Origin of the sequence: Phreatobacter sp. AB_2022a (assembly GCF_026847585.1) — a bacterium.
Classification (GTDB): Bacteria; Pseudomonadota; Alphaproteobacteria; order Rhizobiales; family Phreatobacteraceae; genus Phreatobacter.
The window spans coordinates 19,155-43,248 of the sequence record NZ_JAPSET010000016.1 but is presented as its reverse complement, the minus strand read 5'-3'; the positions used below and the strand labels follow the sequence as shown (position 1 = coordinate 43,248).

Annotated in this window: 24 protein-coding genes; 17 read left to right on the top strand and 7 right to left on the bottom strand. The window is 69.8% G+C overall.

The features are described 5' to 3' along the window. Nucleotides 1-44: 44 nt before the first annotated feature. From OZ671_RS13600 to OZ671_RS13570, 7 genes are all read right to left on the bottom strand, one after another. The gene (locus OZ671_RS13600; RefSeq protein WP_268861245.1) at nt 45-1,139 is read right to left on the bottom strand and encodes an efflux RND transporter periplasmic adaptor subunit; all 1,095 of its coding nucleotides are present in this window, start codon (nt 1,137-1,139) and stop codon (nt 45-47) included. A gap of 11 nt (nt 1,140-1,150) precedes the next feature. Then, nucleotides 1,151-1,762 carry a TetR/AcrR family transcriptional regulator gene (locus tag OZ671_RS13595; RefSeq protein ID WP_268861244.1) on the bottom strand — a complete coding sequence of 204 codons (612 nt, stop codon included), beginning with the start codon at nt 1,760-1,762 and terminating at the stop codon, nt 1,151-1,153. Nucleotides 1,763-1,946: 184 nt separating this feature from the next. Then, nucleotides 1,947-3,005 (bottom strand): branched-chain amino acid ABC transporter permease, encoded by a 1,059-nt coding sequence (locus OZ671_RS13590; protein WP_268861243.1) that lies wholly within the window; start codon nt 3,003-3,005, stop codon nt 1,947-1,949. A gap of 27 nt (nt 3,006-3,032) precedes the next feature. Beyond that, entirely contained in the window at nt 3,033-4,064 is a 1,032-nt protein-coding gene (locus OZ671_RS13585) for a branched-chain amino acid ABC transporter permease (protein ID WP_268861242.1), read from the bottom strand. Between the two features lie 24 nt (nt 4,065-4,088). Further along, a complete protein-coding gene (locus OZ671_RS13580) occupies nt 4,089-4,832 on the bottom strand; it encodes an ABC transporter ATP-binding protein (RefSeq protein ID WP_268861241.1) in 744 nt (247 codons plus the stop codon). Next, nucleotides 4,825-5,622, bottom strand: a complete 798-nt coding sequence (locus OZ671_RS13575; RefSeq protein WP_268861240.1) for an ABC transporter ATP-binding protein — start codon at nt 5,620-5,622, stop codon at nt 4,825-4,827. Before OZ671_RS13575 ends, OZ671_RS13580 begins: the two co-directional genes overlap by 8 nt. A 131-nt stretch (nt 5,623-5,753) precedes the next feature. Then, on the bottom strand, nt 5,754-6,962 hold the full coding sequence (locus OZ671_RS13570; RefSeq protein ID WP_268861239.1) for a substrate-binding domain-containing protein: 1,209 nt from the start codon (nt 6,960-6,962) through the stop codon (nt 5,754-5,756). A gap of 214 nt (nt 6,963-7,176) precedes the next feature. On the opposite strand from OZ671_RS13570, the gene OZ671_RS13565 reads away from it, so the two are divergent. The 17 genes from OZ671_RS13565 (at nt 7,177) to OZ671_RS13485 (ending at nt 24,063) form a co-directional block, all read left to right on the top strand. After that, nucleotides 7,177-7,803, top strand: a complete 627-nt coding sequence (locus OZ671_RS13565; protein ID WP_268861238.1) for a TetR/AcrR family transcriptional regulator — start codon at nt 7,177-7,179, stop codon at nt 7,801-7,803. Continuing rightward, complete coding sequence (locus OZ671_RS13560) at nt 7,796-8,569, top strand: enoyl-CoA hydratase/isomerase family protein (RefSeq protein ID WP_268861237.1); 774 nt, start codon at nt 7,796-7,798, stop codon at nt 8,567-8,569. The genes OZ671_RS13565 and OZ671_RS13560 overlap by 8 nt, the downstream gene beginning before the upstream one ends. Continuing rightward, entirely contained in the window at nt 8,566-10,074 is a 1,509-nt protein-coding gene (locus OZ671_RS13555; protein WP_268861236.1) for an acyl-CoA synthetase, read from the top strand. Before OZ671_RS13560 ends, OZ671_RS13555 begins: the two co-directional genes overlap by 4 nt. Beyond that, a complete protein-coding gene (locus OZ671_RS13550) occupies nt 10,071-10,463 on the top strand; it encodes a MaoC/PaaZ C-terminal domain-containing protein (RefSeq protein ID WP_268861235.1) in 393 nt (130 codons plus the stop codon). The genes OZ671_RS13555 and OZ671_RS13550 overlap by 4 nt, the downstream gene beginning before the upstream one ends. Continuing rightward, complete coding sequence (locus OZ671_RS13545) at nt 10,460-10,834, top strand: phosphate acetyltransferase (protein WP_268861234.1); 375 nt, start codon at nt 10,460-10,462, stop codon at nt 10,832-10,834. Before OZ671_RS13550 ends, OZ671_RS13545 begins: the two co-directional genes overlap by 4 nt. 3 nt (nt 10,835-10,837) lie before the next feature. After that, complete coding sequence (locus tag OZ671_RS13540) at nt 10,838-11,638, top strand: alpha/beta fold hydrolase (protein ID WP_268861233.1); 801 nt, start codon at nt 10,838-10,840, stop codon at nt 11,636-11,638. 155 nt (nt 11,639-11,793) lie between these two features. Further along, a complete protein-coding gene (locus tag OZ671_RS13535) occupies nt 11,794-12,987 on the top strand; it encodes a CaiB/BaiF CoA transferase family protein (protein WP_268861232.1) in 1,194 nt (397 codons plus the stop codon). Between the two features lie 11 nt (nt 12,988-12,998). Continuing rightward, complete coding sequence (locus tag OZ671_RS13530) at nt 12,999-13,787, top strand: enoyl-CoA hydratase (RefSeq protein WP_268861231.1); 789 nt, start codon at nt 12,999-13,001, stop codon at nt 13,785-13,787. Between the two features lie 29 nt (nt 13,788-13,816). Then, nucleotides 13,817-14,593 carry a short-chain dehydrogenase/reductase gene (locus OZ671_RS13525; RefSeq protein ID WP_268861230.1) on the top strand — a complete coding sequence of 259 codons (777 nt, stop codon included), beginning with the start codon at nt 13,817-13,819 and terminating at the stop codon, nt 14,591-14,593. A gap of 46 nt (nt 14,594-14,639) precedes the next feature. Next, the gene (locus tag OZ671_RS13520) at nt 14,640-16,442 is read left to right on the top strand and encodes a gamma-glutamyltransferase family protein (RefSeq protein ID WP_268861229.1); all 1,803 of its coding nucleotides are present in this window, start codon (nt 14,640-14,642) and stop codon (nt 16,440-16,442) included. 75 nt (nt 16,443-16,517) lie between these two features. Beyond that, a complete protein-coding gene (locus OZ671_RS13515; protein WP_268861228.1) occupies nt 16,518-17,627 on the top strand; it encodes a DmpA family aminopeptidase in 1,110 nt (369 codons plus the stop codon). 203 nt (nt 17,628-17,830) lie between these two features. After that, complete coding sequence (locus OZ671_RS13510; RefSeq protein ID WP_268861227.1) at nt 17,831-18,547, top strand: DUF1028 domain-containing protein; 717 nt, start codon at nt 17,831-17,833, stop codon at nt 18,545-18,547. Beyond that, nucleotides 18,544-19,572, top strand: a complete 1,029-nt coding sequence (locus OZ671_RS13505) for an ABC transporter ATP-binding protein (RefSeq protein ID WP_268861226.1) — start codon at nt 18,544-18,546, stop codon at nt 19,570-19,572. Before OZ671_RS13510 ends, OZ671_RS13505 begins: the two co-directional genes overlap by 4 nt. Next, nucleotides 19,569-20,630 carry an ABC transporter ATP-binding protein gene (locus OZ671_RS13500; RefSeq protein ID WP_268861225.1) on the top strand — a complete coding sequence of 354 codons (1,062 nt, stop codon included), beginning with the start codon at nt 19,569-19,571 and terminating at the stop codon, nt 20,628-20,630. Before OZ671_RS13505 ends, OZ671_RS13500 begins: the two co-directional genes overlap by 4 nt. Before the next feature lie 67 nt (nt 20,631-20,697). Next, the gene (locus OZ671_RS13495; protein ID WP_268861224.1) at nt 20,698-22,221 is read left to right on the top strand and encodes an ABC transporter substrate-binding protein; all 1,524 of its coding nucleotides are present in this window, start codon (nt 20,698-20,700) and stop codon (nt 22,219-22,221) included. A 13-nt stretch (nt 22,222-22,234) separates the two neighbouring features. Next, complete coding sequence (locus OZ671_RS13490; RefSeq protein ID WP_268861223.1) at nt 22,235-23,176, top strand: ABC transporter permease; 942 nt, start codon at nt 22,235-22,237, stop codon at nt 23,174-23,176. Nucleotides 23,177-23,178: 2 nt separating this feature from the next. After that, nucleotides 23,179-24,063, top strand: a complete 885-nt coding sequence (locus tag OZ671_RS13485; protein ID WP_268861222.1) for an ABC transporter permease — start codon at nt 23,179-23,181, stop codon at nt 24,061-24,063. Nucleotides 24,064-24,094 lie beyond the last annotated feature (31 nt).

The following is a 24,094-nucleotide window of genomic DNA, read 5'->3' as shown; positions in this document are numbered from 1 at the left end:
CCGCCACGACCGGTCGTGGCGGCAGGCACGGCAAGGAAGCCGGCTCAGCTTCTGACTTCGACGACGCGCACCTTCTGGCTCGCGTCGAGCTTGTGCACGCCGAGCGCGACGACCTTGTCGCCGTCGGCGATGCCGCCCGAGACCAGCACGTCGCGGCCCTCGTAGCCTTCGACGGCGACCGGCCGCAACGTCAGGTCGCCGCTCGCCTCGTCGACGAGGAAGACCGACGGGCCGCGCCCTTCCGAATAGAGCGCGGAGATGGGGAGGCGAGCCACGCGGGCGGACGCGGGCTCGCCCACCGTGACGGTCGCCGTCATACCGATGACGACGCCGTCATCGGCGTTCTGAATGGTGAAGCGGGCCTGGAAGGTCCGCGTTGCTGGGTCGGCGGAGGCGGCGAATTCACGCAGCTTCGCTTCGTACCGGCGATTGGCGTTCGACCAGAGCGAGACGCTCGCCTGGCCGGTGCGGACGCGCTCGATCAGCGCCTCCGGCACGGCCACGACGGCCTCGCGCTCGCCGGCGCGGGCGACACGGACGACGGGCGTGCCGGACGCGACGACCTGCCCGGGCTCGGCGAGGGTCGCGGTGACGACGCCGTCGACGTCCGAGACGAGCGTCGAATAGGCGAGCTGGTTGACCGCGAGTTCCAGCGCGCGCTTGGCGCGGTCGAGCCGGCCGCGGGCATCCGCGGTGCGGGCGAGCTGCTGGTCGACGGCGGCCTGGGTCGCCCAGCCGGAGCGCCTGAGGTCCAGCGAGCGCTTGTCCTGCGCCTCGCTCGTGTTGAGATTGATCTGCGCCGCCGCGAGCTCGGCCTCCGCCTGCTCCTTCTGCAGCGCCAGATCCGTCGGGTCGAGCCGGGCGAGCGCCTGGCCACGGGTGACTGCCTGGCCCTGCTGCACCAGCCGCTCGGCGATCTTGCCGGCGACGCGGAAGCCGAGATCGCTCTCGATCCGCGGCCGGACGCTGCCGACGAAGCTGCGCTCGGGCGTGCGGGCGACGAACTTGACCGTCTCGACGACGACGGCGCGGGCCGGTGGCTGCGCGCGGTTCTCGGTATGCGCATTGCCGTCATTGCAGGCGGCGAGCGCCAGGGCGAAAAGGGGGACCGCTACGAAGGGAACGAGGGGGCGGCGCATGGCGGCAGCTCTCAGGCTTTCAGGGCACGCAGGGCGAATTGGGTGAGGCCGCGGGCCTGTGCTTCCAGGTCGCGGATTTCATCGAGATCGGCGCAGTGGGCGATCAGCGTCGGGTGGAACACGCTGACATGGGTCTGCTTGAACAGCATCGCGGCCTCCACCGGGTCGCGCACCACGAACTCACCCGCCACCATGCCTTCGCGGATCACCTCGGCGAAGATGACGGTCAGCCCCTGGATATAGCCCTTCACCACGCCCCAGCTTTCGACGATGGCGTTCTCCACCATGTCGTGCAGGCGACGCTCCTCGGTGAAATTGTTCTTGTTGTAGCGGTGGATGGCGAGGACCATCTCGCCGAGCCGGTCGGCCGCCGACTTGCCCTTTTCGGCCGCGATCGCCCGCACCTGATCGGTGCTGACCTCGAGCAGGCGGCGGGCGATCTCCTCGCAGATCGCCGACTTGGTCGGGAAGAAGCGATAGACGTTGGCCGGGCTCATCCCCAGCGCGCCGGCAATGTCGGCCACTGCCGTCTTGGCATAGCCCACCCGCCGGAAATGCTCCTCCGCCACCACGAGAATGCGCTCGCGGGTCTCCTCCGGCGTCGGGCGGGTTTTGACGGTCATGGCACCAGCTTGCTTGATGAATGACGAGTGATGATTTTGGATTTTTATCACTCATCAGAAATCAGTCAAGCGGAAATCCCGCTCGCCGCCTCGGCGGCGGCGCGCGGGTCGAAACTCGGGTGCGGGGGACGTTGCGGCGCCGGCAGACCCGGGGTGACGCTATGGCGGGATCATCCGCTCCGGCTCAGCGGCGCCCGCGCAGGCGGCCGACGATGCCGGTCGGGAAAAAATAGACGCTGAGCACGAACAGGATGCCGAGGAACAGCAGCCAGCGGTCCGGATGCAGGAGCTTGGAGAGCAGCGGTATGGCCTCGGTCGCCGCCGAACCGCTGGCCATCAGCTTCTGCAGATAGTTCTGCGCGACGATGAACAAGGTGGCGCCGACGACCGCGCCATACATGGTGCCCATGCCGCCGATGACGACCATCAGGAGGATGTCGAGCATGATCGCGAACGACAGCGTCGTGTCCGGACCGGTATAGCGCAGCCAGAGCGCGCTCATCGCACCCGCGCAGACCGCCATGGCGGCGGCAAGGCAATTGGCGACCGTGCGGTAGTAGACGACGCGATAGCCGAGCGCCTCGGCGCGCATGTCGTTTTCGCGGATCGCCTGCAGCACGCGCCCGAAAGGCGAATTGACGACCCGGAGCGCCATGAGGAACAGCGTCAGCGCGGCGACGAAGACGAGATAATAGGCGAGGATGCGGCCGTTGATGTCGACGCCGAAGATCTGGCCGTCGACGAGCCTGAAGCCGGGCCGCAGGACTTCCGGCACGCGGAACGACCGGCCATCCTCGCCGCCGGTATATTCGGAGAACTGGGTGGCCAGAAAGGCGACGGCGGAAGCGACCGCAAGCGTGATCATGGCATAGAAGATCGCCCGGACGCGCAGCGACAGCAGCCCGATGAGCAGGGCGAGCACGACCGCCACGACCAGCGCGATCAGGAGGCCGGCGAGAATGACCAGCCAGCCCGGGCCGAAGGAATAGAGCGCAAGACCGACGCCGTAGCCGCCGATGCCGAAGAACATGGTGTGGGCGAAGGAGACGATGCCGGTATAGCCGAGCAGGAGGTCGTAGCTCGCCACGAGCACGATGAAGATGCAGATCTTGGCGGCGGTGTTGATCGCCTGCGCGCCCGGAAACAGGAAAGGCGCGAAGGCGAGACCGATCAGGATCGCGGCAAGCACGACCGCCAGGATGCGGCTCTTCGGCAGGTCGTCCGACAGGATCGCATTGAGCATCGCGCGGGCCTTGGGTTCTCTCGGGAATCAGCGTTTGGCGACGGGATAGAGCCCCTGCGGACGCCACATCAGGATCGCCACCATCAGGAGGATGTTCGAGGCAGGCGCCACTTTCGGCACCAGGAAAGCCGTGTAGTTGGCCATCAGCGCCACCAGGATGGCGCCGAGGAAGCAACCGCCGACCGAGCCGAGCCCGCCGATGATGATGACGATGAAGACGAGCACCATCACGTCGCCGCCGATCGCCGCCGTCAACGTCTCGCGATAGAGCGCGAGCAGCACGCCGCCGAGCCCGGCCAGCGCCGAGCCGGCCACGAAGACGCCGACGAACAGGCGGCGGATGCGATAGCCGAGCGCCTCGACCATCTCGCTGTTCTCGACGCCGGCGCGGATCAGGAGGCCGATCTTGGTGCGGTTCAGCACCAGCACCATGGCGGCGAAGACGAGGAGTCCGACCACCACGGCGAGCAGGCGGAACTTCTCGAAGGCGATGTCGCCGACGATGATGGCGCCGCGCAGGCCGGGTGGCAGCGGCATGGCCTTCTGGTCGCCGCCCCAGATCACGTGGATGAGCTGCTCGGCGACGATCAGCCCGCCCATGGTGATCAGGATCTGCTTGAGGTGCTGGCCGTAGACCGGCTTGACGATGACACGCTCGAAGGCCCAGCCGAGCAGGCCAGTGCCCACCATGGCGACCGCCGCTGCGAGGCCGAGGGCGGTCAGGTTCCAGCCGAGCGAATCGACCTGCATCCACCCCGAGGTGAGGGCCAGCACGCTGAGCGCGATATAGGCGCCGACGGCGATGAAGGCGCCATGGCCGAAATTGAGCACGTCCATCAGGCCGAACACCAGCGTCAGGCCGCTGGCGATGACGAAGATCATCATGCCCATGGCGAGCGCCGCGATGGTCAGCGTCACCCAGGTCGACGGGTCGACGAAGGGCAGCGCGGCCAATGCGAGCGCGATCGGCAGAAGGACGGGCAGCAAGTCGCGGCGGACCGCCGGCAGGGTTTCGGCGGGGGTCGCGGCCTGGGCCGCGGCGGGCGTGGCTGTGGTCATGGCGGTGATCCGGGCCTCGCTGAACTATTGGTGGGCGTCGAGGGAAAGGCCGAGCAGGCGCGTCTGCAGCGCCTCGTCGCCGGCAAGGGACGCCATCGCGCCGCGATAGACGATGCGGCCGTCGTCCATCACCGCGACATGGTCGCCGAGGCTGGCGGCGAACCTGAAATTCTGCTCGACCAGCAGGATGGTCGTCTCGCGCTTCAGCTCGGCGAAGGCGCCGATCATCGCCTCGATGATGGCCGGCGCGATGCCCTTGGTCGGCTCGTCGATCAGGATCAGCCGGCGCGGCTCGACAATGGCCCGGGCGATCGCCAGCATCTGCTTCTGGCCGCCCGAGAGGACGCCGGCTGGAAACTGCCAGAACTTCTTCAGCGCCGGGAACAGGCCGAAGATCCAGTCGAGCCGCGCCTGGTCCATCGGGCCCTGACGCGCCGCGAGGATCAGGTTCTCGCGCACCGACAGATCGGAGAACACCGCCATGGTTTCCGGCACATAGGCGATGCCGGCCCGCGCGATGTCGGGCGTCGGCGCGCCGCCGATGGCGCGACCGTCGAAGCGGATCGTGCCCTTCGACGGCGCCCACAGGCCCATGATCGTGCGCAGGGTGGTGGTCTTGCCGGCGCCGTTGCGGCCGAGCAGCACGGTCATGCCGCCGCGCGGCAGGCCGAGATCGACGCCCTGCAGGATGTGATACTGGCCGATATGGGTGTGCACGCCCTCGAGGCTCAGCAGGGCCTCGCCGGCATCGGTCCGCACTTCAGCCATGGCTCGCCTCCCGCGTCGCGTCGCCCTTCGGCGCCTGGCCGAGATAGGCTTCCTGCACCACCGGCGAAGCGATCACCGCGGCGGGTTCGCCGTCGGCGACCAGCTGGCCGTTGTGCAGCACGATGATCCGGTCGGCGAGCGAGCGGACGACGTCCATCTTGTGCTCGACCAGAAGGATGGTCTTGTCGCCGGCGGCCTTCAGCTTGTGGATGAGATCGAGAATGACCGGCACTTCGTCCACTGACATGCCGGCGGTCGGCTCGTCAAACATGAAGACGTCGGGCTCGAGCGCCATCATGATCGCCACTTCCAGCTTGCGCTTGTCGCCGTGCGGCAGGGCCGCCGCGAGGGTATCCCGCACGGCCGAGAGATTGACCTCGGCGAGATAGCGCTCGGCCTCCGCGATCCAGTCGCGATGGCTCGACCAGCGCGACAACAGGCTGCCGGCGCCGCGCGCCCGGGCCTGGATGGCGAGGCGCACATTTTCGATGACCGGCAGGTTCGGGAACAGGTTGGTGATCTGGAAGGCGCGGCCGATGCCGCGGCGCGTCCGGCCGGCGGCGCCAAGCGCGGTGATGTCGTCGCCGCCGAGCAGGACCGCGCCCGAGGTCGCGGTGAGCTGGCCCGAGATGAGGTTGAAATAGGTGGTCTTGCCGGCCCCGTTCGGCCCGACGATGGCGGTCAGCGTGCCGGCATGGAACGCGCAGCTCACCGCGTCGACAGCGACATGGCCGCCGAAGCGAATGGTGAGGTCGCGTGTTTCGAGCACGGGCGTGGCGGCGGCTGGCATGGCCTGGCGTTCCGTGGTGAAGCCCCGGGGAATGGGGCGGATTGCGCTGCGCCGCCCCGCCGAAGGCGGCGGGGCGAGCGGGGGCGGAGGCGATTGCGGTCCCCGCCCTGATCGGCCGGACGGACGGGCGGTCAGCGCCGGTTGGTGATCGGCAGCGGCATGTCGGCCGCCGGGATGGTCCCGACCAGGTCCAGCAGCTCGTTGTCGCGGGCGTTCGGACGGATCCGGAAGTGATACATGTCCTGCAGCGCCTGGTGATCCTCGCGACGGAAGGTCATCGGGCCCTTCGGCGTCTGGAAGGTCATGCCCTCCATGGCCGCGATCAGCTTTTCGGTATCGGGCGAGCCGGCCTTTTCAAGGCCAGCGACCACCGCGGCGGCGGCGGCGAAGCCTCCGGCGACGAAGAAGTCCGGCGGCGCGTTGAAACGCTTCTGGTACTCGGCCCGCAGCCAGTCGTTCAGCGGATTGCGCGGGAATTCGTGGTAATAATAGATGCCACCCTCGGTGCCGGCGAAAGCCTTCCAGGCATTCATGACCGGCAGGATGTTGCCGCCCGGCGCCAGCGCGATATTGAACCGCTCGGGCCGCATGTCGACGAACTTCGCCATCGGATGCGGGCCCGCCCAGATGAAGCCGATGATGCGCTTGCCCGGCCGGTCGCGCAGGGACGAGAACAGGCGTTCGGCGAAAGGCGCGAAATCGGCCGTGTTGCCGGCGGCATATTCCTCGGCGACGATCTTGGCGCGCGGCCGGATCGCGGCGAGCGCGGCCTTGTAGGCGGCGACCCCGTCGCGGCCGAAGGCGGTGTCGAGGCCGAGCATGCCGATGAACACGTCCTCGTTCGCCGGGACCGATGCCGCGGCCGCCAGCGCGTCCTGGTAGGACGAGCGGCCGGTGCGGAAGATGTAGCGGTTCCAGCGCTCGCCGGTGATGCTGTCGGCGACCGCAGGCTCGACGATCAGGATCTTGCGCGCTTCTTCGGCGACGGGGAGCATGGCGAGCGCCACCGGCGAGCCGGTGGTACCGACCGCGATGTCCGCCCGGTCGTCATTGTAGCATTCCTCCAGCAACGCCTTGCCGCGGTCGGGCCTGAGCTGGTCGTCCTTGACGATCACCTGCAGGCGCATGTTGCCGACCTGCATGGTGCCGCGGGTGAGGAATTCCAGGCCCATCATGAAGCCCGCCTCGGTCTGCTTGGCATAGGCCTCCAGCGCGCCGGTACGGCCGGCGATCAGGCAGATCTTGACGTCGCGCGTCTGCGCCTCGGCCGCCCCCGGCCATCCGGCAAACGCTCCGGCGGTCAAGGCCGCCGCGGCGATCGCACTCTTCAGCTTCCCCATTGGATCCTCCCTGATCCGGTCATCGAACCATCAACGGCGCCGGCCGGTCCAGAACATCCTTCGACCTCGGCATCACCGGGTGATGACATCAAACATGAGACTTGAGTCATGTTTCATGTCACGCTAGCTTCGACCTCGAACAGCGTCAAGCGCCAAGGCGTGTCCAACGCGATCCGCCGCCCGCGCAACACCCAGAAACCAGTCCGGGACCGCCATGTCGTCGCCCCAGCCCGCACTTCCTCTGCCGGTCCCCAAGACCAAGCGCGGCGAGCGCACGCGCCAGAAGATCCTCGATGCCGCGGAGCGCGAAATCGGCGTGAAGGGCTTCGCCGAAGCCTCGATCGCCACCATCACCGCGGAGGCGGCGGTCGCCCAGGGCACCTTCTATCTCTATTTCCACAGCAAGGAGGACGTGCTGCGCGAACTGGTGCTGCGGATGGGCCGCAAGCTGCGCCGCCATCTGACGCTGGCCATCGTCGGAGCGGCCAACCGGCTGGATGCCGAACGCCGGGGCCTGCACGCCTTCCTCGCCTTCGTCCGCGACAATCCGAACCTCTACCGGGTGGTGGCCGAGTCCCAGTTCGTCGATGCCGCCGTACACCGGCGCTATTATGTCGACCTGGCCGCGAGCTATGCCGCGAGCCTCGAGGCGGCAGTCGGCCGCGGCGAGCTTGCACCCGGCCATGCCGAGGTGCGCGCCTGGGCGCTGATGGGGGTCGCCGACATGGTTGGCCGGCGCTTCGCCATCTGGGACGAGACGACCGATCTCTTTCCCATCGCGGAAGCGGCCTACCACTTCATTGCCCACGGCATGGGCCCGGACGAGGCGCGTCATGGCTGAGCCGCTGGTCCAACTTGCCGTCGAGGATCGTGTCGCCCGCGTCACGCTCGCCCGGCCGGAACGTCACAACGCCCTGGTGCCGGAGCTACTCGACGCGCTCGACGCGGCGCTTGCCGACTGCGCCAGGCATGACCTTGCGGCCCTCGTCCTCGCGGCCGACGGCCGCAGTTTCTCGACCGGCGGCGACGTCGCCGCCTTTGCCGCCCAGCCGCGCGGCAAGCGCCGGTCCTATGCGGGCGCCCTCATCGGCACGCTCAACAGCGTGATCCTGCGGCTGCTCGACCTCCCCTGCCCGGTCATCGCCGCCGTCCAGGGGCCAGTCACCGGCGGTTCCTGCGGCCTGATCTTTGCCGCCGATCTCGTCGCCATGGCGCCCCGCGCCTTCCTCCAGCCCTATTATGTCGATGTCGGCTTTGCCCCCGACGGCGGCTGGACCGCGCTGCTGCCCGAACGGATCGGCCTCGCCCAGGCGGCGGCCATCCAGCTTCTCAACCGCCGGATCGGGCCGGACGAGGCTCTGGCGCTCGGGCTTGCCACTGCCGTCGTCACGGCGGACGCGCTCGAGGCGACGGTCGAGACCTGGCTCGCGGCGCTGCGCGGCAAGGTCGGGCCGAGCCTCGCCGCGACGCGCGCCTTGCTGACGCCGCCCGCGCGGCGCGCCGCCATCGCCGACGGCCTCGCCCGCGAACGCGACCGTTTCCTGGCGCTGATCGAAACCGACGCCACCGAGGCCGGCATGGCCCGCTTCCTGTCGAGGGCAGCATGAAGACCGTTCCCGACCTTTGCCGCCGCCGGGCCGAGCTCAGCCCCGACGCGGTCGCCTTCGAGGATCTCGCGACCGGCGCGAGCCTGACCTTCCGCGCGGTCGACGAGCGGGCCGGCCGCGCCGCCGCCCTGTTCGCGGCAATGGGCTTCGCGGAAGGCGACCGCATCGCCATCGTCTGCCACAACAGCCCGCTCTTCTTCGAGATCCTGTTCGCCGTGGCGAAGGCGCGGCTCGTCCTGGTGCCGCTCAACTGGCGCCAGACGGCGGCGGAACTCGCGCCGATCGTCGCCGACAGCGGCGCGCGCCTGATCATCGCCGATGCCGCGACCGCCCGGCTCGCCGCGGAGCTCGCCGGGCCCGCACTGCCCCTTCTGACCCTTGCCGAATTTGAAAGCCGGCGCGACGCGACGCCGGCATCGCCCGACCGGCACGCGCCCTGGGACACCGACCGACCCTGGTACCTGCTCTATACCTCCGGCACGACCGGCAAGCCCAAGGCGGTGATCCAGACTGCCGGCATGGCGCTCGCCAATGCGATCAATGTCCAGCAGGCGACCGGCGCCTCCGCCGCCGATGAGGTGCTCAACTTCCTGCCGCTGTTCCACACCGCCGGCATCAATCTGCACACCCTGCCCGTCTTCGTCGCCGGCGGCCGCTCGCTGTTCATCCCGAAATTCGACGCCGATGCCGTGATCCAGCTGATCGCCGCCAGGCGCCTGACGCTGTTCTTCGGGGTGCCGGCCATCTACCAGGCGCTGAGCCTGCATCCGGCCTTCGCGACGACCGACTTCGGCGGCATCAACCATTGGGGCTGCGGCGGCGCGCCGCTGCCGGAAAGCCTGATCCGTGCCTTCCTCGACCGCGGCGTCATCGTGTGCAACGGCATGGGCATGACCGAGACCGGCCCGACCGTGTTCTTCATGGACCCGGCTCATGCGGCGATCAAGATCGGCTCGGTCGGCAAGCCGCAGCTGCTCGCCGAGGTCCGGCTCGTCGGCATCGACGACCTGGACGTGCCGCAGGGCACGGCCGGCGAGATCCTGTTCCGCGGCCCCGCCGTCACCCCGGGCTATTTCGGCAATCCCGAGGCGACCGCCAAGGCCTTCGCGCCGGGTGGCTGGCTGCGCTCCGGCGATGTCGGGCGCCAGGATGCCGACGGCTATTATTATATCGTCGACCGCATCAAGGACATGTTCATCTCGGGCGGCGAGAACGTCTATCCCGCCGAGGTCGAAATCGTGCTGCATGCCCATCCGGCGGTGCTGGAAGCCGCCGTGCTCGGGGTGCCGGATGCGCGCTGGGGCGAAGTCGGCCATGCCGCAGTGGTGCTGCGGCCGGGCGCCGCGATCGATGCCGAGTCGCTGCGCGCCTATGCCCGCGAGCGGCTCGCCGCCTACAAGGTGCCGAAGCACATCACGCTGGTCGCCGATTTCCCGCGCACCGCGGCCGGCAAGGTGCAGAAGCACGTGCTGCGCGCGATCCTCGCCGAGGGGCGCCCGTCGTGATCACGACCGGCCCCCTCTTCTCCGAGACCCGCAGCCTCAGCCAGGCCGATTTCGATCTCTTCGCCCGGATCAGCGGCGACGACAATCCAATCCATGTCGACCCGGCCTTCTGCGCCCGCACGCGGTTCGGCCGCACGGTCTCCCACGGAATGCTCATCTACGCGGTGCTCTGGGGCCTGATGCGCCGGCACCTGCCGGCCGGCCGGCAGACCGCGCAGAGCCTGATGTTCCCGGCGCCGGCCTTTGCCGACGAGCCGCTGGTCTTTTCCGCGACGGTGCTGCGGGCGAGCCGCGACACCACCGACCTTGCCTTGCAGGTGATGCGCGTGGCGGACGGCGAAACCGTCTGCGCAGCGACCGCAACCCTCGCGCATGGAGAAGCGGCATGAGGACCGGCGACAGCGCCAGCATCACGCGCCGCTACGGCCCGGCCGATATCGACGCCTTCCAGGCCCTGTCCGCCGCGCCGCCGCGGACCTCCGCGACGGTGCCCGAACCTCTGGTCGCCGCGCTGTTTTCCTATCTGCTCGGCGTCGAGCTGCCCGGATCGGGCACCAACTACCTGAAGCAGGAGCTCATTTTCGCCGCGCCAGTCCCGCTGGACGAGCCGGTCACCGCGACGGTGTCGATCACGCGGCTGCGGCCGGACAAGCATCTCTGCGATCTCGCCACCACCTTGACGGGCGCGGACGGCCGCCTGCTCGCCACCGGTCGCGCCCTCGTCCTGATCAAGGACGTTGCCCGCCCGATCGAGGCCTGACGCGTGGCGGGCCTGACGCTGCGCGACGATCTCGGCACCGGCCGGCCGCTGGTCCTGCTGCATGGCTGGTCGGTCGATGCCAGCCTGTTCGCCGCCCAGCGCCCGCTGGGCGGCGAAGGCTTCCGCGTGATCACCGCCGACCTGCCCGGCCACGGCCGCGACCCGCGTCGCGGCGACGGCCTGACGATCGCCGATCTCGGCGATGCGCTCGCCGCGAGCCTCGCCGATCCCGCGCTTGCCGGCGCCGTCCTGGTCGGCTGGTCGATGGGCGCGACCGTGGCGCTCGACCATCTCGCCCGGCACGGCAGCGGCGGCATTGCCGGCCTCGTCATCGTCGACATGACCGCCAAGGTGCCGAATGCGCCCGGCTGGCCGCTCGGTCTCTCCAACGGCCAGACACTCGAGGAAACGCTCGCCGCGGCGGACCGCATGGCGGCGGGCTGGCCGCGCTATGCCCCGCGGATCGCCGAGGCGATGTTCGCGCCCGGCATCGACCTCGCCGGCGAACCCTTCCGGCGAGCGGCCGCGGCGGTGGCCGCCAGCGATGGGCCGACCATGGCGGGCCTCTGGCGCTCGCTGGTCCGGGCCGATCATCGCGACACCCTCGCCCGGCTCGACAGGCCCGTTCTGGCGCTCGCTGGCGCCGCGAGCCGGCTCTACCGACCGGCCGTCGCCGCCTGGATCGCCGAGACCGCGCCTCATGGCCGCATGCTGAGTCTTGCCGGCGCCGGCCACTCGCCCCATGCCGAGGCGCCGGCCGCCTTCAATGCGGCGCTCGCCGATTTCGCCGCGAGCCTTGGCTGATCGGGGCCTCGGCGGCCGAGGCCGTGCCTGGCCCATCGGCATGCCTCGGGCCTCCGCCGGGTAAAACGGGCAGTCATGCCGCCGGCCCTCTTTCGGAGCGGCGGCAAACGATCCTAGTGTGGCGCTCTTACGATGATCCCCATCCACGAGTGACCATGCCGCGTCCGCAGCCTTCGACCGCCCTGGCGAACCTGAAAGTTCTCGACCTGACGCGCGTGCGCGCCGGCCCGACCTGCTGCCGCGTGCTGGCCGATTTCGGCGCCGACGTCATCAAGATCGAGGCCCCGCCCGGCGTCGACCCGAACGAGGGCATGTCGGGTGCGCGCCACGGCTTCGACATGCAGAACCTGCATCGCAACAAACGCTCCCTGACGCTCAATCTGAAAGAGCCGGAAGGGCTTGCGGTCTTCATGAAGCTGGTCGAGACCGCCGACGTTGTGGTCGAGAATTTCCGCCCCGACGTGAAGGACCGGCTCGGCATCGGCTACGAGGCGCTGAAGGTGGTCAATCCGCGCATCATCCTCGCCTCCATTTCCGGCTTCGGCCAGGACGGCCCCTATCGCACCCGCGCCGGCTTCGACCAGGTCGCCCAGGGCATGGGCGGGCTGATGGCGATCACCGGCCGGCCGGGCGAGGGCCCTATGCGTGCCGGCATCGCGGTGGCCGACAGCGCCGCCGGGCTCTATGCCGCAACCGGCATCCTGGTGGCGCTCACCGAGCGCGAGCGCTCCGGCGTCGGCCAGTGGGTCCACACTTCGCTCCTGCAGGCCCAGATCGCCATGTGCGACTTCCAGGCCGCCGTCTACACGGTGGACGGCAAGGTACCGCCGCAGAACGGCAACGATCATCCGAACGCGACGCCCATGGGCGTGCTGCCGACCAAGGACGGCCATATCAATGTCGCGGTGGGTGGCGAGGGCCAGTGGAAGGCCTTCTGCCGGGCCATCGGTCATCCGGACCTGGCGGGACGGCCGGAATTCGCCTCCGCGCCCAAGCGGTTCGACCACCGGCCGATGCTGCGCGAGATCCTCGAGGAGATCTTCCGGACGGAGGTCTCGGCGGTCTGGCTGGACAAGCTCGAAGCCGAGGGCGTGCCGGCCGGGCCGATCTATCGGATGGACGAGGTCTTCGCCGACCCTCAGGTGCAGCACCTCCAGATGGCCGTTCCGGTGCACCACCATGCCCGCGGCGACATCAGGCTGATCGCCCAGCCGGTCGTGCTGTCGCGTACGCCGGCCGGCATATCGACGCCGATCGCCGAGGCCGGCGAGCATACCGACGAGATCCTGCGCGAGGCCGGCTTCGACGATGCCGCCATCGCGCGGCTGAGAACCGGCAACATCGTGTGAGAGGGCAGGCCGTGGCACAGGCGACGATCCATTACGAGGCGGCTGACGGCATCGCCCGGCTGACCATCGACCACCAGGCGCGCATGAACGCCATGACCTTCGACATGTGGTCGAGCGTGCCCGAGCTGATCAGGCGCGCCGAGGACGACCGGTCGGTGCGGGTCATCGTGCTGCAGGGCGCCGGCGGCAAGGCCTTCTGCGCCGGCGCCGACATCTCCCAGTTCGGCGAGCGGCGCACCGGCGAGGACGGGGTCAGGACCTACGACAAGGCGGTCGCCGCCGGCATGAAGGCGGTGCACGATGCCGCCAAGCCGACGGTTGCCGTCATTCACGGTATCTGTTTCGGCGGCGGCTGCGCCCTGGCGCTGACCTGCGATATCCGCTTCGCCACCGACGATGCCCGCTTCCGGGTGCCGGCGGCGCGGCTCGGCCTCGGCTACGGCTTCTCCAACCTGCGCATGATGGTGAAGAAGCTCGGCGTCGGGCCGGTGGCCGACATCATGATCTCGGCGCGCGTCCTCGATGCCGCCGAGGGCCAGCGGCTCGGCGTCATCAACCACGCCTGGCCGCGCGAGGCCTTCGAGACGGAGGTCCAGGCCTATCTGGCCACCGTGGCCGCCAATGCGCCGCTGACGCTCGCCGCCATCAAGCGCGCCCTGGTCGAGCTGGCGCGCCCGGAAGCCGAGCAGGATGCCGCCGCGGTCGAGGCGCTGATCGCCAGATGTTTCGACAGCGCCGACTACAAGGAGGGCCAGAAGGCGTTCCTGGAGAAGCGGCTGCCGCATTTCATCGGCGAGTGAACCGCAGAACCTCCCGGGGAGAAGGCACCATGGATCTCGGTCTGAACGGCAGGACCGTCCTCGTCACCGGCGCCTCCAAGGGCATCGGTCTCGCAACGGCCGAAGTGTTCGCCGCCGAGGGCGCGCGGGTGATCATGGTGGCGCGCGATGCCGGCCGTCTCGATGCCGCCGCGACGCCCCTGCGTGAGCGGTACCAGGGCCCGATCGAGACGATGTCGGCCGATCTCTCGCTGTCGGCCGAGCGCGAGCGGCTCTGGGCGGGTCTGCCGGCCATCGACGTACTCGTCAACAATGCCGGCGCCATCCCTGGCGGCGGCCTGCTCGACCTCACGCTGGAGCGCTGGGAGGAGGCCTGGTCGCTCAAGGTGATGGGCTACATCCACCTGACACAGATCGCGCTCGCCGCCATGAAGGCGCGCGGCTCCGGCGTCATCGTCAACATCATCGGCATGGCCGGCCGCTCGCCGCGCTACGACTATGTCTGCGGCGCCACCGGCAATGCCGCGCTGATCGCCTTTACCGGCGCGGTCGGCGGCAAGGCGAGCGAATGGGGCGTCCGCGTCTTCGGCATCAATCCGGCCGCGACGCGCACCGACCGCATCGTCTCGCTGTCGAAGCAGCGCGCGCGGGCGACCTTCGGCGACGAGAGCCGCTGGGAGGAGATGCTCGCCGGCCTGCCGTTCGGCCGGCCCATCGAGCCTCGCGAAATCGCCAATGCCGCCGCCTTCCTCGCCTCGCCGACCTGCGGCTACGTCTCCGGCGCCGTCCTCGACATCGACGGCGGCGGCGCCTTCCGCGGCGCGTGATGCTCGCGCCCTTCCCGTTTCGGCCCATGACAGACAGGACCTTGCCGTGACCGCTCCCCGCTTCACCACCCGCCCGGAGATCGACGGCACGTTCGGTGTCGTCACCTCGACCCACTGGCTTGCCTCCGCCGTCGGCATGGGCATTCTGGAGCGCGGCGGCAATGCCTTCGACGCCGGCGTCGCCGCCGCCTTCACGCTGCAGGTCGTGGAGCCGCATCTCAACGGCCCGGGCGGCGACGTGCCGGTGATCCTCTACGACGTGCGGCACCAGGAGACGCAGGTGATCTGCGGCCAGGGGCCGGCTCCGGCGGGAGCGACCATCGAGCACTACCGCTCGCTCGGCCTCGACCTCGTGCCCGGCACCGGCCTGCTCGCCACCTGCATCCCCGGCGCCTTCGACACCTGGATGCTGCTGCTGCGCGACTACGGCACGATGCGCCCGCGCGACGTGCTGGAAGCCGCCATCGGTTATGCCCGCCACGGCTATCCCATCGTCGAGCGGATCACCGAGACGATCCAGACGGTGGAGCAGCTGTTCCGCGAGCACTGGCCGACATCGGCCGAGGTCTACCTGCCGGAGGGCCGCGTGCCGCAGGCCGGAGAGCTCTTCACCAATGTCCGGCTCGCCGAGACCTATGAGCGGGTGCTGCGCGAATGCCAGGGCGGCAGCCGCGAGCAGGAGATCGAGCGCGCCCGCCACATCTGGTCCCAGGGTTTCGTCGCCGAGGCGATCGACCGTTTCTGCCGGACCGAGGACGTCTTCGACGTCACCGGCCGGCACCACCGCGGCGTCCTCACCGGCGAAGACATGGCGCGCTGGAAGGCGAGCGTCGAAGCGCCGATCCACTACGATTATGGCCGCTACCGCGTGTTCAAGCCGACCACCTGGTGCCAGGGCCTGGCCTGCCTGCAGCAGCTCGCCCTGCTCGAAGGCTTCGACCTCGACAAGCTCGACCCGGCCGGCCCGGACTTCGTCCACCTGGTCGTCGAGGCCGCCAAGCTCGCCTTCGCCGACCGCGAAGCCTTCTACGGTGATCCCGCCTTCGTCGACGTGCCGATCGAGACGCTGCTCTCCAAGGCCTACAATGCCGAGCGCCGCAAGCTGATCGGCGACAAGGCCTCGCTGGAGCTCAGACCCGGCACCATCGCCGGCGCCGGCGGCAAGGTCGATGCGCGGGTCGCCAGCGGCAAGCGCGTGGCGGTCGGCGCGACGGGCGCGGGCGAACCGACTGTCGGCGAGATCACCACCTTCGAGAGCGGCAACACCCGCGGCGACACGGTGCATTTCGACATCATCGACCGCTGGGGCAACATGATCTCCTCGACGCCCTCGGGCGGCTGGCTCCAGTCCTCGCCCATCATCCCCGCGCTCGGCTTCTGCCTCGGCTCGCGCGCGCAGATGTTCTGGCTCGACGAGAGCCACCCGGCCGCGCTCCAGCCCGGCAAGCGGCCGCGCTCGACCCTGACCCCGACCATCGCCTTCCGCGACGGCGAGCCCTATCTCGCCTGGGGTTCGCCCGGCGGCGACCAGCAGGACCAGTGGGTGCCGCAAATGTTCCTGCGCCACGTCCACGCGAAGATGAACCTGCAGGAATCGATCGACGCGCCCGCCTGGCACACCGAGCATTTCCCCGGCTCGTTCTGGCCGCGTGAATCGCGCCCGGGCGTGCTGGTCGTCGAGAACCGTCTGCCGCGCGCGACCATCGAGGAGCTGCACCGGCGCGGCCACATCGTCGAGATCGGCGGCGACTGGTCCGAAGGCCGGCTGACCGGCGCCCGGCGCGAAGGCGTGCGCCTGAAGGCGGCCGCCAATCCGCGCGGCATGCAAGGTTATGCCGTCGGACGCTGACCCGACCGTCCGCCCCCATGCCGGAAGCCGCGCGGGTCCGCGCGGCAGGGCCCGGCCATGCCGACGGAGACCACGATGAGCGACAGCGATGGACGCGACCCGATCGCCTTCTCCCCCAACGGCCGCCGGCGGGCGCGCGGGCTCGGACTGCCCCTGCGCGGCACGACCGGCCCGCTGAATGCCATCACGGACGTGCCCGGCGTCACGGTCGGAATGACGACGCTCATTTCCGGCGATGGCGAGAAGGCGGTCCGCACCGGCGTGACCGCCGTGCTGCCGCGCCCGCCGGACGCGCTCCTGCATCCCTGCTGGGCCGGCACTTTCGCGATGAACGGCAATGGTGAGCTCACCGGCTGCCACTGGATCCGCGAAGCCGGCTGGTTCACCGGGCCGATCACCGTCACCAATACCTGTTCGCTTGGGCTCGCCCATCACGGCACGGTGCGCTGGCTCGCCCACCGTTTCCCCGATGTCATCGGCGAGGGCGTCTGGCCGCTGCCGGTGGTTGGCGAAACCTACGACGGCTGGCTCAACGACATTGCCGGCCTCCATCTCGACGAGAGCCATGTGCTCGCCGCCATCGACAGCGCGGCTGGCGGCCCGGTCGCCGAGGGCAGCGTCGGCGGCGGCACCGGCATGATCGCCTACGAGTTCAAGGGCGGCACCGGCACTGCCTCACGCCGTGTCGAGACCGGGGCAGGAACCTATACGCTGGGCGTGCTGGTCCAGGCCAATCATGGTGTCCGGCCCTGGCTCACCGTCGCCGGCGTCGCGGTCGGCAGGCTGATGCCCGAAGGCCGCTTCCGGTCGACCGAGAGCGGCTCGATCATCGTGGTGCTGGCGACCGACGCACCGCTGATCCCGACCCAGATCGAGCGCCTCGCCCGGCGAATCGGCATCGGCATGGGCCGTGGCGGCACACCCTCCGGCAACGATTCCGGCGACATCTACCTGGCCTTCTCCACCGCCAACGATCCGGGGCAGGTGCCCCTGGGGCCGACCGTCGGCTTCACGTCCCTGGGCGACCAGGAGATGGATGCCCTGTTCATGGCGACCGTCGACAGCGTCGAGGAAGCCATCCTCAACGCCATGCTGGCGGCCGAAACCATGACTGGCCGGCGCGGCCGGGTGGTCCAGGCCATCGACCCGCAACGGCTGCGCGATCTCGTCTGCGCCAAGCCCTGACCCGTCGCCGGATCGGCGGCGCACATAGGTGATCTGCGGTTTACCTCGGTCGCCGGAGCCGTCATGCTTCACTTCCGAAAAGGACGTAGCCAGTCGGGAGGGAGCCCGGACATGGATGCGCGCAGCGAGTGCCTGAGGCGAGCCCTTCGTCGCGACGCCAGTCGCCGGTGCGGCGGTGACGTGCCGGGCCGCGCGGAGCGCCGATGACCTGGTCGATCATCGCCCGCGATCCCGAAACGGCAGCGGTCGGCATCGCCGTCGCCAGCCGCTTCTTCGCGGCCGGCGCGCTCGTCCCCTGGATCGATCCCGAGGCCGGAGCCATCGCCACCCAGGCGCTGGTCAACGCCACCTACGGGCCGCGCGGCCTCGATCTGCTGCGCCAGGGCCGCGATGCGAAGACCGTCGTCGCGCGACTGACGGAGGCCGATGCCGGCGCCGGTCAGCGCCAGCTCCATGTCATGGACAGGACCGGAGCCTTCGCCGCCCATACGGGAGCGGACTGCATCGGCTGGTGCGGCCATGTCGTCGGCCCGGGCTGCTCGGTCGCCGGCAACATGCTGGTGGGCGCCGCCGTGATCGCGGCGACCGCCGAGGCCTATGAGGCCGGCACAGCCCTGCCCTTCGCACGCCGGCTGATCGCGGCCATGAAGGCCGGCGAGGCGGAAGGCGGTGACAAGCGCGGCCGCCAGTCCGCGGCCGTGCTCATCCATACCACCGAAAGCCATCCCTTCCTGTCGATGCGGGTCGACGACCACGCCGATCCGCTCGCCGAGCTCGAGCGGCTCGAACAGGTCTCGCGCGAGCGCTATGTCCACATGGCGAAACTGCTGCCGAGCCGCGCCGACCCGGTCGGCTGCATCGACCGCGCCGTGATCGACCGGGCCATCGCCGAAGCGGTCGCGCGGGAGGCGGCGCGATGACCGCCGACCTGTCCCTGCGGGAGGCCGAGGTCGCGCCGGCGGACGCTCCCCTGCTCGAAGTGAGCGATCTCGCGGTCAGCTTCCATGGCCAGGACGGCCGCACCACCCGCGCCGTCGACGGCGTGTCGTTTTCGCTCGGTGCCAGCCGCACGCTCGGCATTGTCGGCGAATCCGGATCGGGCAAGAGCGTCACCTCGCTGTCGATCATGGGCCTGCTGCCGCCCGGCGCGGCCACCGTCACCGGCCGGATCGCCTTCGAGACGCGCGACCTGCTCTCCCTGCCGCCCGCGGCCCTGCGGGACCTGCGCGGCGACCGGCTCGCCATGATCTTCCAGGAGCCGATGACCTCGCTCAATCCGAGCTTCACCATCGGCGACCAGGTCAGCGAAGCAATCGCGCGCCACCGCAAGGTGTCGCAGGCCGAAGCCGCGCGCCAGGCCCTCGACATGCTCGACCGCGTGCGCATTCCAAGCCCCCGGACGCGCTTTCACGACTATCCCCACAAGCTCTCCGGCGGCATGCGCCAGCGCGTGATGATCGCCATGGCGCTCGCCTGCGGGCCGCGGCTGCTGATCGCCGACGAGCCGACCACCGCGCTCGACGTCACCATCCAGGCGCAGATCCTGGAGCTGATGCGCCGGCTGCGCCGCGAGACCGGCACGGCGATCATGCTGATCACCCACGACCTCGGGGTCGTGGCCGAGGTCTGCGACGACGTCATCGTCATGTATGCCGGCCAGGTGGTGGAACGCGCACCGGTGGCGGAGCTCTTCGCCAATCCCCAGCACCCCTATACGGTCGGCCTGATCGGCTCGATCCCGCGCCTCGACGGCCGCAAGGAACGGCTGGCCGCCATTGCCGGCAGCGTGCCGAACATGGCCGCGCCGCCTCGGGGCTGCCGCTTCGCGCCGCGCTGCCCTTTCGCCGAGGCCGCCTGCCTCGCGGCGGCGCCGGCCCTCGCCCCGGCCGGCCCCGGCCATCTCACCCGCTGCCGGCGCGCCCCGCTGGAAAGGCTGGTCGCATGAGCGCGCTGGTCGATGTGCAAGGCCTGGTCAAGCATTTCCCGGCCCGCGTCTCGGCCTTCGGCCGGGTGCTGGCCAGGGTGCATGCGGTCGACGGTGTCGACCTGGCCATCGCGCCGGGCGAGACGCTGGCGCTGGTCGGCGAGAGCGGCTGCGGCAAGTCGACCGTCGGCCGCCTGGTGCTGCGCCTGATCGAGCCGACCGGCGGCCGGGTCATCTTCGACGGCGAGGATCTCGGCAGTCTCGACGAGAAGGCATTGCGGGCCCGCCGGCGCCATGCCCAGCTGATCTTCCAGGATCCCTTCGCCTCGCTCAATCCGCGCATGACGATCGGCGACATCCTCGCCGAACCGCTCAAGCTGCACGGCATCGTGCCTGCCGCCGAGCGGCGCGCGCGCGTCGGCCAGCTCCTGGCCGAGGTCGGCCTGCAGCCGCATCAGGCGCAACGTTATCCGCACGAATTTTCCGGCGGCCAGCGCCAGCGCATCGCGATCGCCCGCGCCATCGCCGTCGAGCCGAAGCTGATCGTCTGCGACGAGCCGGTCTCCGCGCTCGACGTGTCGATCCGCGCCCAGATCCTCAACCTGCTGCGCGACCTGCAGCGCCGGCGCGGCCTTGCGCTCCTGTTCATCTCGCACGATCTGGCCGTGGTCAAACACGTGGCCGACCGGATCGCGGTCATGTATCTCGGCCGCATCGTCGAGACTGCCGAGACCGAGACGCTGTTCGCCGAGCCGCGCCATCCCTATACGCGGGCGCTGCTCTCGGCCATTCCGGTGACGGTGCCCGGTGCCGTACGCGACCGCCAGCTCCTGGAGGGCGATGTGCCCTCGCCGCTCAGCCCGCCCCCCGGCTGCCACCTCAACACGCGCTGCCCCTTCGTCGTCGACCGCTGCAGGACCGAGCGCCCGGAGCTGACAGGCGCGCCGCATGCGACCGCCTGCCATCGCGTCGGCGGGCTTCCGCCGGCCGGCGCCATCGTGCCGCGCGAGGCGCAGGCAAGCCCCGTCCTGGAACGGCTGATCGGTGCCTTCGCCGCCACGGAGGCGCGTGCCGGCTGAGCCATTGCCCGCAGGATCGAGATCACAAGCGAGCGCGAACGCGCCTGAAGACCGGAGGACGGAACCGATGAGACTCTTCACCCGATGGACTGTCGCGGCGCTTGCCCTCGCCGTGTCGGTCGGTGTCGCCGGCGCCCAGACCACCACGCTCAGGATCGGCCTTGCCGAGGATCCCGACGTGCTCGACCCGACGCTCAGCCGCACCTATGTCGGCCGCATCGTCTTCGCCTCGATCTGCGACAAGCTGTTCGACATCGACGAAAAGCTGCAGGCCGTGCCGCAGCTCGCCCTGTCGCAGGAGACCTCGGCCGACGGCCTCGCCATGACCATCCGCCTCAGGCCCGATGTGCGCTTCCACGACGGCGAGCCCATGGATGCCGAGGCGGTCAAGTTTTCACTGGAGCGGCACATGTCCATGGCCGGCTCGTTCCGCCGGCCGGAGCTTGCCTCCGTCGAGCGCGTCGAGGTCGTCGATCCGCTGACCGTCCGGCTCGTCCTGAAGCAGCCCTTCGCACCGCTCCTGTCCCAGCTCACCGACCGGGCCGGCATGATGGTCAGCCCCAGGGCCGCGCGCGAGGCCGGCGATCGCTTCGGCGCGAAGCCCGTCTGTGCCGGGCCCTACCGGCTGGTGGAGCGCGTCCAGCAGGACCGCATCGTGGTCGAGCGCTTCGCCGACTACTGGAACAAGGACGCGGTCAGCATCGACCGCATCGAATATCGGCCGATCAACGATTCGACCGTCCGGCTCGCCAATCTGCGCGCCGGCTCGCTCGACCTGATCGAGCGCGCCCTGGCGACCGACGTCGCCGAGATCCGCGCCAATCCGCGCCTGAGGCTCTCCGCCGCCGTCGATCTCGGCTATCAGGGCGTGACGCTCAACGTCGCCAAGAGCGAGGCGGCGCGCACCGCGTTCGGCCAGGATCCGCGGATCATGCAGGCCTTTTCGCTCGCCATCGACCGGGTGGCGATCAACCAGGTCGTGTTCAACGGCGCGGCGGCGCCCGGCAACCAGTGGATCAACCCGCAGCACCCCTATTACCAGACCCGGTTCCCGGTGCCGGCGCGCGACGTCGAGCGGGCGAAGCGGCTGCTGCGCGAAGCCGGCGTGCGCACGCCGATCGCGGTCGACTTCATGGTGCCGAACAACCCGGAGGTGCGACAGGTGGCCGAGGTCCTGCAGGCCATGACGGCCGAAGCCGGCTTTGATCTGAAGATCCGCGTCACCGAGTTCGCCACCTCCCTGCAGGAGGCCGAGCAGGGCCGCTACCAGGCCTATATGCTCAACTGGTCGGGCCGCTCCGACCCGGACGGCAACCTCTTCATCTTCCACGGCTGCAACCAGCCCCAGAACTATGGCGGCTACTGCAACCGCGAGGTCGACGCGATGATGCTGGAGGCGCGCACCAAGACCGACATGGCTGCCCGCAAGGCGATCTACGAGCGGGTCGCCGAGCGGCTGCTGACCGAAGGCTCGATCGTCTATCTCTATCACCGGCCCGTCATCATCGCCCATACCGCCAGGCTTTCGGGCTACCGGCCGATGCCCGACGGCCTCGTCCGGGTCATCGGCCTGAAACTCGCCGCCAACTGACGGACGGCCGTTCATGCTGACGCTCATCGGCAAGCGCGTCCTGCAGATGATCCCGACGCTGTTCTTCGTGTCGGTGATCATCTTCCTGCTGCAGCAGCTCCTGCCCGGCGATCCCGCGCTGGTGCTCGCCGGCGAGGAGAAGGATCCCGTCGTGATCGAGCAGATCCGCCAGCGCTACCGGCTCGACCAGCCGCTGCCGGTCCAGTATCTCGCCTGGATCGGGGGTGTCTTCTCGGGCGATCTCGGCGAGAGCATGCGCCTGAAGGAGCCGGTCGCCCGGCTGATCGCCCAGAAGCTGCCGGTGACCATCCAGCTCGCCGTCATGGCCATGCTGTTCACCCTGGCCATCGGCATTCCCGCGGGCATCATCTCGGCCGTGCGCAAGAACTCGGCGCTCGACTACGCCGCCAATATCGTCGCGCTCTGGGGCATATCGACGCCGAACTTCTGGCTCGGCATCATGATGATCTTCGTCTTCTCCGTGCAGCTCGGCTGGCTGCCGGCCTCCGGCTACGTCTCGCCCTTCGAGGACCTGAAGGCCTCGCTCGCCGCCACCGTCATGCCCGCCTTCGTGCTCGGCAATTCCTTCGCCGGTGTCATCATGCGCCACACCCGCGCCGCCATGCTGCAGGCGCTCGAAAGCGACTATGTCCGCACCGCCCGCGCCAAGGGCCTCGCCGAGGAGAAGGTGATCCTGAAACACGCCCTGCGCAACGCGCTGACCCCGGTCATCACGCTCGGCGCCCTGGAATTCGGCACGCTCCTGTCCGGCGCCGTGCTGACCGAGCAGATCTTTTCGGTGCCCGGCTTTGGCAAGCTCATCGTCGACGCCGTGTTCAACCGCGACTACGCGGTCGTCCAGGGTGTCGTGCTGGTCACGGCGACCACCTATGTCGTGCTCAACCTCGTGGCCGATATCGGCTACATCCTCGCCAATCCGCGGCTGAGGAGCTGACCATGGCCGTCAGCCAGGGCATTCCCGCGGCCATTGCCGCCGCCGACATCGAAAGCCCCGCGCGCCGGGCCTGGCGCCGTCTGAAGGCGCGCAGGGGCGCCATGGCGGCACTCGCCGTGCTGGTCATGATCGCCGCTCTCGCGGTGCTGGCGCCCCATCTCGGCCTGCACGATCCGGTGCAGCAGAGCTGGCGCGCCGTGCGCCAGGCGCCGTCGGCGGTCCATTGGTTCGGCTCCGACGAGGTCGGCCGCGACGTCTTCGCCCGCGTCGTCTTTGGGGCGCGCGCCTCGCTCGCCGCCGGCGTCGTCTCGGTCGCCATCGCCATCCTCGCCGGCGTGCCGCTGGGCCTTGCCGCCGGCTATCTCGGCGGCTGGACCGATGCGCTCATCTCGCGCTTCACCGACGCCATGCTGGCCTGCCCCTTCCTGATCCTCGCCATTGCGCTCGCCGCCTTCCTCGGCCCCTCCCTGGAGAACGCGATGATCGCCATCGGCATCACTGCGACGCCGGTCTTCGTGCGCCTCACCCGCGGCCAGGTTCTGGCGGTGAGGAGCGAGGATTTCGTCGAGGCCGCGCGCGCCGTCGGCAACCCGCCCTGGCGCATCGCCATCCGTCACATCCTGCCGAACATCCTGCCCCAGCTCCTGGTCCAGGCGACGCTGACCATCGCAACCGCCATCATCGCGGAGGCATCGCTCTCCTTCCTCGGCCTCGGCCAGCAGCCGCCGACGCCGTCCTGGGGCTCGATGCTGAACGCCGCCCAGCGCTTCCTGACGCAGGCGCCCTGGATGGCGATCTTCCCCGGCCTCGCCATCTTTCTCACGGTGCTCAGCTTCAACCTGCTCGGCGACGGGCTGCGCGATGCGCTGGACCCCAAGGCGCGCTAAGGAGGCGGACGCCGCCGCGCCGAACATCAGG